Source organism: Acinetobacter piscicola (assembly GCF_002233755.1).
Taxonomy (GTDB): Bacteria; Pseudomonadota; Gammaproteobacteria; order Pseudomonadales; family Moraxellaceae; genus Acinetobacter; species Acinetobacter piscicola.
Genome location: NZ_NIFO01000001.1, coordinates 90,597 through 104,364 on the forward strand (window position 1 = coordinate 90,597; position 13,768 = coordinate 104,364).

Here is a 13,768-nt window from a genome sequence, read left to right on the forward strand (position 1 = left end):
GGAGGATTTTAGAGTCTGTAAATTATTTTGTGATGTGTTTAAGCTTTATCCGTCAATTCTAAAGCACGTTGATAAGCGACTTTTTTCTTAATTCCTGTTAAATCCGCAGCCAATTGTGAAGCGGCTTTAACTGAAAGATCTTCAAGTAAGCGTAGTAATAGTTTATCCAATTTTTCTTGATCTAAATCTTTTTCAGTTGGCGCGCCACCAATCACCAATACAATTTCACCTTTTTGCTGATTGCGATCATTTTCGATAAAACTGACCAATTCTGATAACGTCATTTTTTTAATGGTTTCAAAAGTCTTGGTAATTTCGCGAGCAAAACCAACAGGACGATCCGCACCAAACACATTCGCCATATCTTTAACACTGTCTAAAATACGATGCGGTGCTTCATAGATGATCATGGTTTGAGTTTCATGCTTTAATTTTTCGAGTTGTAATAGACGTTGAGACTGTTTTGAAGATAAAAAACCTTCAAAACTAAAGCGGTCGCTCGGCAAGCCTACAGCACTCAATGCAGCAATTGCGGCACATGCACCGGGTACAGGAATCACACGGATATTATTTTCCTGAGCAGCACGAACCAACTTAAAACCAGGATCACTGATTAAAGGTGTACCCGCATCGCTGACAAGCGCAACATCATCACCATTTTTTAATTTTTCGATAAGTATATCAATTTTGTTACTTTCATTGTGATCGTGGCACGCTGTGAGCGGAGTTGATATATTATAGTGCTTTAATAATTGAGCAGATTGGCGTGTATCTTCTGCCGCAATCACTGAAACAGACTTTAAAATTTCAATAGAACGAAAAGTCATATCATCTAAGTGCCCAATTGGGGTCGCTACGACAAATAATTGAGCACTCATAAGGTTCTCCATGAAGAATAAAATAGTATTGAATTGTATAAAAAGAATGGCGTTGCTAGGAATCGTTGGATTTACAATCCAAATTCATGCAGAGGTATTGGTTATTTTACCCGAAACTGGCCCTATGTCGCGAGCTGGTTTAAGTATCAAACAGGGTATATTAAGTGCATATCAAGTTGGGAATAACAATATTCCATTAAAATTTGTCAATTCAGAACAGAAATCACTCAAATTAATTTTAAAGCAGAATGTCAATAAAAAGACGCAAATGATTATTGGCCCATTGGCTCGACCTGATGTCGAAGCCTTAATCAAGCTTAAACCTAAAGTGCCTGTTTTGGCGTTGAATGAGGTTTATCCTACACATAAAAATGTTTGGCAATATAGTCTTTCTAAAAACGATGATGCTTTAGCACTGTTGGATTATATTCACCATGATAAAGTTTCAAAACTCTATGTGGTTCGTGAGAAGGGAGCGGAAGCAGAATCTATTAATTTTTTAAATGCATTGTTTATGAATTATCGTGGAGAAGTTGATCCTGTAGATGAAATGCCAAAAGTGAGAGCGAACAATGAGGGTGTTTTGTTACTAGGTTCAAATGAGTGGCTGACTAGTTTAAAGAAATTACAGAAAAAGAATATTTATACACAAGCGATTGCGGTCAATGAGAAAAAAGCTTTGCCGAAAGGAATGAAGTTCTGTGATGTCCCTGCATTGTATATCGCTGAATGGAGCGATGTGATTCAAGCTTATAAAGAGAAACCGACATCATTACCGTATCAGCGATTGTACGCATTTGGTGGCGATGCATGGCATATTGCTGAACATTTTGTACTCAACCCAAAGGCTAAAAATTTAACGTTTAGTGGTCGGACTGGAAAAATTAAAATTGAAGCTAATCGTGTTGAGCGTATTCCGCAGTGTTTTGAACGCTCTAAAAGCAATTTAGTGGCATTGTAGATTCTGATCGATCATAAAATTACAGTATTCTTCATCATGGCAAAAAATTCTTTAGGTCAATGGGCGGAGCAAGAGGCGGTAAATATTTTGCTCCGCCATCACTATCAAATTTTAAAATTGAATTACTTTTCCCGATTTGGGGAAGTTGATATTATTGCCCAATATCAAGACAATTTAGTTTTTGTCGAAGTCAAGGCTAGAACACCCACACAGTTAGGCAAAGCCTTTGAAGTGGTAAGTTTATCAAAGCAAAAGAAATTATTTAAAACGGCGCTCAAATTTTTACAAGATCATCCTCATTATGAACAATACTATTGTCGTTTTGATGTAATTAGTTTTGATTTACATCATAAAATTGCAAAAAACGTACAGCAAGACTTTACTCAAATCTCTTATGATCAAGCATGGATTGAAAATGCATTTACTTTAGATGCAGACTTGATTAATCTGTGATTGAAAATTCAAGCACCGTTATTTAATAGTTATTTAAAAAATATAGAATATTTTAGTGTATAGGCTTTCCATGTAAGGATCGCTTTATAGGCTAAATTCAATAGGAGTTTTGCTGAGTGTTAAAGCGTATTGTCATAACCATGATGTGTGTAGCAAGTTTGTCTGGTTGCGCAAGTTTTATCTCAGGTGGCACAGGTTCTGCACCTGTGGGAACGGAAAGCGGTGTTAGATCTTTAGGTCAAGTATTCATTGACTCTTCTATTGAACGTACTGCCAAAATAAATTTATATAAACTCGATGCACGGTTTAAGCAATCTCGCGTCAATATTAGCAGTTTTCACAGCAATGTATTGATGACAGGGCAAGTTCCTGATGCACATTTAAAGCAATTGGCTGAAGATAATTTACGTGCCATGAGTGATGTAAAAGCTGTACATAATTATATTACGATCGGTAACCAAATTGGTTATAGCACGATTATGCAAGATGCAAGTGTGACAGCCAATACGCGTGGCTTAATTATGAAAGCACCAGTTGTTTCAGACAATAAAGTGCTTATTCATACTGAAGATGGTGTGTTGTATGTTTTAGGTCGTTTAAATAATGCTGAAATTGCAGACTTAAATGATGTTTTACAAAGGGTTGGAAATGTCACTAAAATCGTGACCTTGATTGATAATACCGAGCAAGGGAATAATTCAGTTCAATCTTCATCATTTACAGCACCTGTCGTGAATAATACGCAACCTGAGGTACAAACTCCAGTTGCGATCGATCCAAACGCTGCCGAGCCAAGCAATAATGTTATTCAACAATAGGTTGCAACCTTTAAAAGTTAAACTTCTTAAACAGTTAGAAAGCTTTAAATCACAATATAAAGATTTCCGCTTATATGATTTAGGAAGTATTACCATCAATGGATTAACCCCGAAAAAGGGCTATTCCATTAAACCAAATGTTGCTTATGGCCTGAAAGCTAGACAACGTTTAGATCTGTATATTTCTAATCAAAATAAACACAAGCCACTGATTATTTTTGTACATGGTGGCGCGTGGACGCATGGTGATAAAAGTGCGTATAAGTTTGTTGGCGAAGCATTCAGTCGATTTGGCTATGATGTTGCGGTGATGAATTATCATCTTGCACCTGAACACAAGTTTCCAAGTTATGTCACAGATTTGGCTGTTGCTTTAAATTATTTGCAGCAACAACAAAGTAAACTGGGGATCTCAACGACCAATATTGCACTTATGGGACATTCAGCAGGAGCATTTAACATTGCCTCTTTGCTGTATCATCCTCAGCATTATGATTTACAAATAAAACATAATATTAAAGCAATGATTGGTATTGCTGGGCCTTATCATTTTGACTATAAAGGTGATCCTTTGGCAGAAGCCGCTTTTGATCAAAGTGTGCCTTTTGAGCAAGTGATGCCTTATTATTTTGTAGAAACCAATGCAGTGAAACATTATTTGCTGTTGGCTGAAAATGATCAAATCGTGAAAGATAAGAATTCTTTAGACTTTAAATTGCAACTTGAACAAAAGGGCAATCATTGCGAAATACGAGTGATTCCAAAAACGGGTCATATTTCAATTATGGGAAGTGTCTCAAGTTTATTTAGCCGTTTCTTTAAAACACGTTCTGAAATTATTAACATTTTGGACAATATATTTAAAAATACCTAAAAATAAAAAACACCTAGCAATCGTTAGGTGTTTTTTATTCATGAACTTCGTTTTATCAATTCAATTACAAACTCAATCTTGATGCATTGGCGTACCGTGAATCACATGCTCAATCATGGCATGCGCAATACTGCCTGTAAACGGTGTCTCAGGAAGCTGATCAAATTTGAAGAATTGAGCATCGCTAATTTCTTCTTCTTGCAACACAATTTCACCTGATTCAAATTCTGCTTTAAACGCTAGCATTAAATTACTTGGAAAGGGCCACGGTTGACTAGATAGATAAGTTACATTTTTGACATGCAAACCGACTTCTTCCAACGTTTCTCTTTTGACCGCTTCTTCCAAAGTTTCACCAACTTCAACAAAACCTGCAATTAAACCGTACATATTGCTGATATTTTTTGCATTCTTTGCTAGCAGAATTTCATCTTTACCGCGTGTAATCACTGTGATGATACAGGGTTGTACACGCGGGTATTGATGATAGCGACAAGCAGGGCAAACCATTGCATATTCAACAGGATGGACTTCTGTTTCATGCCCACAATGACTACAAAACTTATGGTTTCTACGCCACTCTAATAGTTGCACTGCACGACTGGCTTGTTCAAATTGTGGTTTAGTCCACTGTGAAATAAGCTGTCGAATGGGGATGAGTTGATATCCTTCTGGAATCGCATCTTCTGCTAAAAGATCTCGGGCAATGATTTGATCACCCGAGCTAAAACTAATATCACTTGCTAATTTTTCAACTTTGGGAAGTTGAAGATTTTCATCCACTAAAAGTTGGTGATGATGAAAAATATAAGCAAGTGATAATTCAGACATTAGGCAACCGATTTCAAGTTCTGACTACTGGTTAATGCAACATTAAACATCGCCTGCAAAACAGGTTGTTTATTTTGTAAATTTTCAATCATCATATCTGCACTTGCCAATACATCGAGCAAATGATTAATGTGTTGAGCGTCTAAGCCTTGTTCTTTGGCAAGTTGAGTTTGTACAAAGTCTGCTGCTTCTAATAAAGCTTTTTGCCCGTCTTTTGCAGAAAGGAACAGCATAGCACCAGCAATCTCTCTCAGTTGAGACGGGATTGTTTCTAAGTTACTTACTTGATTGTCTTGTAGATATTGAATGAGCGTGTTTGCACTCAAATCCGCAGTTGTCTTGGTTTCAGTCAGTAAAGCAGTGTGTGCTTCATCTAAACGATCCAAGGAAATCTGTAGATTATTCACTTTTAACTGTAGACGATTCGATGTGTAATTACGCTCTAAAATACCGATTGAATTCATTGCAGATAAAATGCTATTCATCAATTGCTGAACGTAATTTTCATCTTTGAGCATATCCTCTTGAGACAAAAGATCAGCCTGTTGCTTCAGTTCCGCATAAGCTTCATTCAAGTTTAAAACTTTAAAAACATGAGCGAGATCATTCAGTTTCACTTTGATTTCTTGAGCTTTTTCACTGGTCATATTTTGGTAGTTAAACTCAATATCATTACGGATTTGTGACATCTCATCGGTAATTAATTGGCTAACAGTATGAATGGTATCAAAGTCTGGGCCGTACAAATGACGGCTAAAGATTTGCAGTTGCGTATCTGTCAGAATATCTTCACCAACATTGATCTGCTCACGAATATGTTGTGAAACATCATCTTCTTGACTGATACAAATACTCAGAATATTAGCAGTGTCTAAAACCGAGGCATTAAAACCCTGTTGGTCTTTATGGAACAATGAAATATTGGTTTCGATACCAATTAACGTTCTTAGACGTGCATCATTTAACAAGATATTGTCAATTTGATTTAAAGCAAACGCAACCAAGCCCCAATATTGTGCACTTGGTTGATCTTTAGAAAAGTTTTCTAAATACGCACCAACCAACTTGAGACCTTGTAAATCAAGCTCAGTTTCTTGTTGTTTCAACAGTTTATGCAAACATAACTTATATAGTTTATGGACATAAACTGATTTTTCTAACTCAGGCGATTGCGGAAGGTTAAAATTAGGCGTAACACAATCCAACAATGGAACGATGGCTTGACCTTCAGGTGTCAACTCAAGACCTAATACCTGTTCTAAATGATTGAGTGAATCATGTAAAAATTGCGGTACTTTCACTTCGCGTAAACAACTAAACTCAATATAACGTTTGAGCATGGTTGTGCCTTCACTCAAGGCAATCACTTCTTCTGTATTGATATCACGCGGGTTTTGCATGATTTTACGCATCAGCTGTGCAGCCAATTCTGTAATTTTCGCAACTTGAGGCATATCAATCAGCATGAGTACATGAGCGCATTGCTCGAATTGACTCAATGCATCATCAATACCGAAAGGTAAAGTTTGATCTTCAACTAAGCTACTAACAGCTGACTCTACTTGTAGAATTGAATTATCGACTTCTTTTTTAATAATAAGTAATGCCGTCGGATCAAAATGTATAGAGGTTTGGTAAGACATTGATCTGCACCTATCCAGGGTTCTAAATGTTCTATTTTTAGCCTCATAATAAGGCTAATTTTTCTAAGTTTTAATATAGCTGAAGAATGAAATCTTTACAGAACAAAATAGCGATTTAACACCACTTTTATTTTGCAAAAATGCAGGCTTCCCCGTATTTCTCTTGGTATTGTTTGACCCAGTTCTCATGCGCGTCTAATTCTTCATCAGAAGGAGCAATGACTGGAAGATCAAGTTCAAGTTTTTGTCGAATCGTGTTTCCTTGACCTTGCTCAGTATGTGCAGAAATCGCATCCATGTCAAAAGATACTTGTCCACCCGTCATGGCTAAGTAGACATCAGCTAAAATTTCAGCATCGAGTAATGCACCGTGGAAGGTACGATCTCGTTGTGGAATTTCATAACGACGTACTAAAGCATCCAATGAGTTTTTCTGTCCCGGATGTTTACTTTTTGCCATTGCCAAAGTATCGGTGACTTCACAAACTTCTGACAACGCAACTAAACCAGCGCGTTTGAATTCCATATCTAAGAAATTCATATCGAAGCTTGCGTTATGAGCAATAATTTCACTACCTTTTAAATAGTCAAATAACACCTGCGCAATTTCTGCATATTTCGGTTTATCTTTTAAAAACTCGTCTGTAATACCGTGAATGGCCTCTGAATCACCCACAGGCTTTTCAGGGTTGATGTAAATATGGATCGAACGACCTGTAAGTTTACGATTGACCATTTCAATCGCACCAACCTCGACGATTCGGTCAGTATCTTGATAATAAAAACCTGTGGTTTCAGTATCGAGAATAAACTGCCTAGGGCCTTGCAAGTGCAGTGTCGCAGGGGTAATCACAATCTGTGGATGTGAACTTGATACAGTATCTAAATTTTGAATATCTTCAATTTGATCAATAGCATCCTCTAAACTAGGCACTTCAGAACTTAAATCGTCAGTCATTGCTATTTCTTCGGTCATAGGTCTACTTGCTTCAATAGATGTTTGAATTTGAGTATGAGTGTGTTCAGAATCGAGCTGTAAATTTGTAGGTGCGTCTACGGCTATTACTTCATCAATGAGGATTTCTTCAACGACTTCTTCATCTTCAATTAAATCAAAACCAAAAGGGTCATCAAACAGCCAATCATTTTCTACTTTTTTTTTATCACTCTCTATTACATGACTTTCTGGAGTATTTTTTAAAGGTGCTACTGGTTTAGTCGTTACAGAACGACTTGGTGATTTGGCTTTTAAGGTTTGTTCTGTACCCAAATTTGCTAATTGATCCGCCATTTCATTGCCCGCATGACCTGCATGACCTTTGATCCAGTTCCACTCAATTTCACGGCCTTGGCAAGTTTTATCTAGTTTTTGCCAAAGATCAGGATTTTTAACATCTTTCCAGTTTTTCTTTTTCCAACCCGTAATCCATTCAGTGATACCACGTTTAACATAAATAGAATCTGTCCAAATAATCAATTTGGCTTCCATAGGACAGAACGCAATGCCTTCAATGGCTGCGGTTAATTCCATACGGTTATTGGTTGTATCTAACTCGCCACCACATAGTTTATGTTCTTCGGCTTCGGCAATGATATATGCACCCCATCCACCCGGACCTGGGTTGCCTTTACAAGCCCCATCGACATAAAGAGTGATTGTTTGTGACATAGTAATAACCAATGAAAGTGAAGAAAGAGTTGAACATAGCGGTTTAAGAATTTATTGTATACGCAAATCAGCGTTTTCTGCGCATGAACTGAGATTTTTTTAATTTCTTGTAACATTTGTATGCAATTCGCATTCAAATTTTGCCTTGTATGAGTCTGTAGCTCTACTAAAATGGCAGAGATAAAATAATTTACTAATATGTTGTTCGGAACCCTTATGTCTAAAGCTACCACAATGGTGTGGCAACCTACTGCGTCTGTTTTCTTTAAATTATCATTATTAACATCTGCACTTGCCGCAGTGGGTATGACTACAGGCTGTTCCTCAACGCCATCGAATTCGAAAGTTCAAACGTCTAAACAGACAGGTATGCTAGATGCGAGCAGTTTAGATTCGCTTGAAGACCTATTGTCTGCAACAGATATGCGTGCTGTAGAAGGTGATCGCTTACTTATTTTAAAACATGGTGACGTTTGGAAGCGTATGACTGTTGGTTTTAAAATGAATGAAGATCATTGGGATCCACGTATCGATGCGCAGCGTAGCTGGTTTGTTTCTCGCCAACCTTATATTGATCGTTTAAGCGCACGTGCATCACGTTATCTCTATCACACGGTAAAAGAAGCTGAACGCCGTGGCATACCTACAGAATTGGCATTATTACCGATTATTGAAAGTTCATACGATCCTGCTGCGACCAGTAGTGCAGCCGCCGCAGGTATGTGGCAATTCATTCCAAGTACAGGGAAAATTTACGGTTTAAGACAAACCAGTATGTATGACGGTCGCCGTGACGTAGTTGAGTCTACACGTGCGGCATATGAGTTCTTAGGTAGCTTATATAATCAATTTGGATCATGGGAATTGGCTTTAGCTGCTTACAATGCAGGCCCAGGGCGTATTCAACAGGCGATTAACCGTAACCAAGCAGCAGGTTTACCAACAGATTATTGGTCTTTGAGATTGCCTCAAGAAACCATGAACTACGTACCGCGTTTCTTAGCCGTAGCACAAATTATCAAAAACCCATCAAAATATGGGGTATCGTTACCGCCGATTGCAAACCGTGCCCATTTTAGAGAAGTTAATGTTCCAGCAGGGGTACAACTCAATCAAATTGCTTCAATTACTGGACTCAGCCGTGCAGAATTGTATGCACTGAATCCGGGACATCGTGGTGAAACTGTTGATGCATCGAGTACTTTACGTATTTTGATTCCAGCAGATGTTAGTCCAACGATTGATTCTAAATTAAGGGCTTTAAAGCCAAGCTACGATGGTGGACTGTGGGCAAGTAATAATGGGCCAACAACAGCAACCACGACGTTGTCACCAACACCTGTGACTTCGATTGTTACCCAAACGATCAACCCATCAAAAACAACACCACCAGCTTTAATGGCGAGTAATAACAGAACAACAAGTACGACAACTTCCAGTTCTGTTAGCCCGTTAAATACGTTGAAAAATACACCACAAGGTTCAGATGCATTGGCACGATTTGCTGCCAATGCTGACGTACCGAGTGCGCCTCGTATTCCTGTTGCCGTAACTACAGCTGCCAATGTGAAACCAGTTGCTGTAGAACCACCTATTTCTACACAAGAAAAATCCCGAATTCTTGCTGCAATTCAAGCTGAAGGTGAAAAAGAAACAGTTAAGCAAGTTTTAGAACCACAAGCTTCTCAAGCAGAAAAAGAACAAGTCGTTCAAGAAATTAAGGCAATTGCTCCACAAGGTACAGAAATTGTCGATCCTTATGATGGTAAAATTAAACTTACTGCAATTCAAACCAGTCAATCTGTTGCGGAAGTGCAAGGTAAAGAGAATATAGTCGGTTTTGCTTATCCAAAAGGTCTTGCTGATACAACGCCTGCAAACTCTGAAGAAGCTAAACTTAATCAGGGTAAAAGTTTTAAAAAGACAGAGAGTGAAGTTGTTGTAGAGCCTCCTAAAGGTAAACGCAGTACTTATACTGTGCTTTCGGGTGATACTTTAGCGACTATTGCATTGAAGAACGGCGTCAATTGGCGTGATATTGCCAAATGGAACCAAGTAGATCCAAATAGCACGTTATTCGTGGGTGCAACTTTATATTTGTATGATGCTAAACCACAGATAGATGCGCCTGTTAGCACTAAAAAAGTTGTCGATAATGCACCAACAACTTATGTAGTTAAGTCAAATGATAGTTTGACCAGTGTTGCTGATCAGTTTGATTTATCTATTTCACAGTTGGCAAGCTATAACAATTTAAATACCAGCAGTAATTTATTTGTTGGACAGAAGTTAAAATTAAAAGATACTTCTGATAACAAATTGTCTGAAATTAATAAAACAGTTGTACGTGCTGATACATCTAAACCTGTTGCAAAAATTAAAACCAAAAATTATGTGGTTAAACGTGGTGAATATCTCAAAGTTATTGCAGATCGTTACGCCTTGTCTGTACCTGAGTTAGCAGATTTAACCCCAGGTCTAGATATTGCAAGTAGCTTATATGTGGGGCAAAAAATTAATGTGCCTTTACATGAGATGAAAGATGAAGACACTAAACAAGAGTCGAAACTTGAATCTAAAGTGATTGACCAAACTAAGTTTAAGAATGTTAAAGCGGACACTGCGTATAAGACCGAAAATTACAAGGTTCAAAGTGGCGATACTTTATCCAGTATTGCGAGTCAGTCAAAAATGACCTTATCTGAGTTGGCTGAGTTAAATAATTTAGCAAAATCTAAAGGTTTAATGGCAGGGCAAGTGATTAAAATTCCTGCGGGTAGCTCAACACCTGATACCTATACCGTTCAATCGGGGGATAGCCTGATTGCCGTAGCCAATAAGTACAATTTGCAAGTGAGTCAAATTGCCGACTTGAATAATTTACAAAGTAATTCAGGTTTATTGGTTGGCCAGAAACTTAAATTAACAGGTACGCCAGAACCAACAGTTAAAGAAAGATCCAACACTAAGAATGATGATAAATCAGAAGGATCAGGCAAAGATATTCATGTCGTTAAGTCTGGTGAAACGATGGCAAGTATTGCAAGAAAGTATAAATTGCAGTTGTCGTTTTTAAGTGAATTGAATGGTTTGAGCCGTAATGAAGCCCTACAAGTTGGGCAACGTTTAAAAGTTGATGGGGAATTACCCAGTAAATCCTCGCTATCTAAAGAAAAAGACAAGGATGAGCTAAAAGCTGCGGCGAAATCGTCATCTAAAGTTCCAACTAAAAACACGGAAAGTTATACCGTTAAGTCAGGTGAATCACTGAATGCGATTGCAAGCCGTGTCGGACTATCTGTTCAAGAGTTAGCTGAGTTAAATAATTTAAATCAGCGAGCAGGCTTGCAACGTGGTCAAAGTATTCGTGTGCCAAAAACAGTGACTGAATACAAAGTAAAAAGTGGTGATTCTCTCATCCGTTTGGCAAGTAAATATGGCATAGACACCAATGAACTTGCTGAAATGAATGATATGAAATCAAATGCCGCTTTACGTATTGGTACGGTTATTAAAGTTCCAAATCTTTAATCGATCATTAGCGTCTGTCGATGAACATTGGTGAAATGTCGACGGACTCTAATCCATAATCACTTCTAGATTATTTTTAGATTGAAGGAAATCAGCTCATGCGTTTGAGCATTGCACATGTAGGTTTAATGCTACCTACATTGGGGATTTATGTAATTGGTTTAGTTGGTTTAAATGTGCAAGCCGCGGTACAGACGACAGCGTACATTGCCATACACAACAGCGCCCAATATGCCAATGCTCAGGCAATGCCTTATGCCAATATTAACGCACCGAAAGGTGGTTATATCAGCATGGCGAGTAATGGGACTTTTGATAATCTTAATAGTATGAATGGCAAGGGAAGCGCGACCGATGGGGTCAATTATTTATTTGATACCCTTATGGATAGCTCGCTTGATGAACCCGGTGTGTTGTATCCGTTACTGGCCGAAAAAGTCAGTTATGATCCGCAAAGAACTAAATTCGTCATTTTCCATTTAAATCCCAAAGCACGCTTTAGTAATGGCACACCCGTTACTGCAGAAGATGTTAAATTTTCTTTTGATACAATTCAAACAAAAGCAAATCTTGGCTTTCAAATGTATTTGTCTGATTTGGCGAAGACAGAAGTTTTGTCAAAATATGCTGTGAAGATGTCTTTTAAATCCAATCATAATGCGGATATGCCACTGATTTTGGCAAAAATCGCGATCTATTCAAAAGCCGATTGGAAAAATAAAGACTATAGCAAAGTGACATTGCAGCCTATTTTAGGTTCAGGCCCTTACTTAATTGAGCATATCGATGCAGGGCGTAGTATTACGTATAAACGTAATCCGAATTATTGGGGAAAAGACTTAGCCATAAATCGTGGGCGTTATAATTTTAATCAAATGAAGTTTGTCTATTATCGAAATCCTGATATTGCTTTTGAAGGATTTAAATCTGGACAATACACGTTGCATCAGGAAAAAAAAGCGAAGAATTGGGTCACGGCTTATACCTTTCCAGCGGTTAAAGCAGGCATGGTTAAACAGTATATTTCTAAAGTGCAAACCCCAGCACTGACGCAAAGTATTGTTTTTAATACTCGAAAAGCACCATTCAATGACATCCATTTTCGTCAAGCTTTGACCTATGCTTATGATTTTGAATGGATCAATAAAGCGCTATTGTATGGGCAGAATATTCGTCTACAAAGCCATTTTCAAAACAGCGAATTGGCAGCAACGGGTAAACCAAATGCGCAAGAACTAGAAATTTTAAAACCGTATTTGACTCAGCTTAATTTTACGCAGCGGCAAGGTGTTTTGGCGGATTGGAAATATCCAGTTTCGGATGCAAGTGGTTTTAATCGGCAAAACTTATTAACAGCGCGAACGATTTTGTTAAAAGCAGGCTATGGTTTTAAAAATGCCAAACTGGTTGATCGTCAAGGAAAACCGATTCGTATTGAATTGTTAATTCATCAAGATGGTGATTTAAAAACTTTGTTACCTTATATTCGCAATCTAAAAAAATTGGGTATAGAAGCCAATATTCGTCAAGTTGATTATCCGCAATATACCGAACGTATGCGCCGTTCAGACTTTCAAATGACACCCATGGAAATGCCGCAGTCTTTGACCCCAAGTGTTGAACAACTACAAATGTGGGGCAGTAAAGCAGCTGATGAAATAGGAAATTACAATTATTCAGGGATTAAAAGCCCTGTGGTTGATCAGTTGATTCAACAAGTGATTCATGCACCCAATCGTCAGCAATTGGTGATTCGTAGTAAAGCTTTGGATCGGGTACTGAGGGCGGGTTATTATCAAATTCTAACTTATGGTAATGATAAAAATTGGTATGCTTATTGGAATATGTACCGACAACCTACGGTTAAGCCTAAACTATCTTTAGGTTTAGAGTATTGGTGGTCTGATCCAATTCAGCAAAACAAAGTAGCGCATTATCTTAAAAATAGGTAATCTGATCATGATTGATCTAATTTATACTGACAATTCTCATCATTAAGCGGTATTTACATCATATCTATTATTAGACTTTTTGTGTAAGTCAAATTGTGATGAACATTTAATTTACAATGGAAGTTCCCCTCCCCTTTTAAAGGAGAGGGCTAGGGAGA

General features: G+C 37.8%; 10 protein-coding genes. 6 read left to right on the forward strand and 4 right to left on the reverse strand.

Annotated elements, in window-relative coordinates; translation table 11 throughout:
* Positions 1–38: 38 nt before the first annotated feature.
* A complete protein-coding gene (rsmI, locus tag CDA10_RS05325; RefSeq protein ID WP_089604445.1) occupies positions 39–878 on the reverse strand; it encodes a 16S rRNA (cytidine(1402)-2'-O)-methyltransferase in 840 nt (279 codons plus the stop codon).
* 10 nt (positions 879–888) lie between these two features.
* Here rsmI and CDA10_RS05330 point away from each other — a divergent pair, with 10 nt between their 5' ends.
* From CDA10_RS05330 to CDA10_RS05345, 4 genes are all read left to right on the forward strand, one after another.
* On the forward strand, positions 889–1,839 hold the full coding sequence (locus CDA10_RS05330) for a penicillin-binding protein activator (protein ID WP_089604447.1): 951 nt from the start codon (positions 889–891) through the stop codon (positions 1,837–1,839).
* Positions 1,840–1,875: 36 nt separating this feature from the next.
* Positions 1,876–2,292 carry a YraN family protein gene (locus tag CDA10_RS05335; RefSeq protein WP_089604450.1) on the forward strand — a complete coding sequence of 139 codons (417 nt, stop codon included), beginning with the start codon at positions 1,876–1,878 and terminating at the stop codon, positions 2,290–2,292.
* A 116-nt stretch (positions 2,293–2,408) separates the two neighbouring features.
* Positions 2,409–3,110, forward strand: a complete 702-nt coding sequence (locus CDA10_RS05340; protein WP_089604451.1) for a BON domain-containing protein — start codon at positions 2,409–2,411, stop codon at positions 3,108–3,110.
* Positions 3,094–3,984, forward strand: coding sequence for an alpha/beta hydrolase (locus CDA10_RS05345; protein WP_089604453.1), 891 nt, complete (start codon positions 3,094–3,096; stop codon positions 3,982–3,984). The genes CDA10_RS05340 and CDA10_RS05345 overlap by 17 nt, the downstream gene beginning before the upstream one ends.
* A 72-nt stretch (positions 3,985–4,056) precedes the next feature.
* Here CDA10_RS05345 and nudC read toward each other — a convergent pair whose 3' ends face one another.
* From nudC to dnaQ, 3 genes are all read right to left on the reverse strand, one after another.
* Entirely contained in the window at positions 4,057–4,815 is a 759-nt protein-coding gene (gene nudC / locus CDA10_RS05350) for an NAD(+) diphosphatase (protein ID WP_089604455.1), read from the reverse strand.
* On the reverse strand, positions 4,815–6,458 hold the full coding sequence (locus CDA10_RS05355; RefSeq protein WP_089604457.1) for a chemotaxis protein: 1,644 nt from the start codon (positions 6,456–6,458) through the stop codon (positions 4,815–4,817). The genes nudC and CDA10_RS05355 overlap by 1 nt, the downstream gene beginning before the upstream one ends.
* A 127-nt stretch (positions 6,459–6,585) precedes the next feature.
* Positions 6,586–8,127 (reverse strand): DNA polymerase III subunit epsilon, encoded by a 1,542-nt coding sequence (gene dnaQ / locus CDA10_RS05360; protein WP_089604459.1) that lies wholly within the window; start codon positions 8,125–8,127, stop codon positions 6,586–6,588.
* A gap of 216 nt (positions 8,128–8,343) precedes the next feature.
* On the opposite strand from dnaQ, the gene CDA10_RS05365 reads away from it, so the two are divergent.
* Both CDA10_RS05365 and CDA10_RS05370 read left to right on the forward strand, forming a co-directional pair.
* Positions 8,344–11,658: a LysM peptidoglycan-binding domain-containing protein gene (locus CDA10_RS05365; RefSeq protein WP_089604461.1), complete on the forward strand. Its 3,315-nt coding sequence runs from the start codon at positions 8,344–8,346 to the stop codon at positions 11,656–11,658.
* A 98-nt stretch (positions 11,659–11,756) separates the two neighbouring features.
* Entirely contained in the window at positions 11,757–13,610 is a 1,854-nt protein-coding gene (locus CDA10_RS05370; RefSeq protein ID WP_089604463.1) for an extracellular solute-binding protein, read from the forward strand.
* Positions 13,611–13,768: the final 158 nt, after the last annotated feature.

Excerpts from the sequence above, each read along its gene's own strand:
- CDA10_RS05370 (WP_089604463.1), top strand. The coding sequence starts at position 11,757 with ATGCGTTTGAGCATTGCACATGTAGGTTTAATGCTACCTACATTGGGG.
- dnaQ (WP_089604459.1), bottom strand. The coding sequence starts at position 8,127 with ATGTCACAAACAATCACTCTTTATGTCGATGGGGCTTGTAAAGGCAAC.
- rsmI (WP_089604445.1), bottom strand. The coding sequence starts at position 878 with ATGAGTGCTCAATTATTTGTCGTAGCGACCCCAATTGGGCACTTAGAT.
- CDA10_RS05365 (WP_089604461.1), top strand. The coding sequence starts at position 8,344 with ATGTCTAAAGCTACCACAATGGTGTGGCAACCTACTGCGTCTGTTTTC.
- CDA10_RS05330 (WP_089604447.1), top strand. The coding sequence starts at position 889 with ATGAAGAATAAAATAGTATTGAATTGTATAAAAAGAATGGCGTTGCTA.
- CDA10_RS05345 (WP_089604453.1), top strand. The coding sequence starts at position 3,094 with ATGTTATTCAACAATAGGTTGCAACCTTTAAAAGTTAAACTTCTTAAA.
- nudC (WP_089604455.1), bottom strand. The coding sequence starts at position 4,815 with ATGTCTGAATTATCACTTGCTTATATTTTTCATCATCACCAACTTTTA.
- CDA10_RS05355 (WP_089604457.1), bottom strand. The coding sequence starts at position 6,458 with ATGTCTTACCAAACCTCTATACATTTTGATCCGACGGCATTACTTATT.
- CDA10_RS05335 (WP_089604450.1), top strand. The coding sequence starts at position 1,876 with ATGGCAAAAAATTCTTTAGGTCAATGGGCGGAGCAAGAGGCGGTAAAT.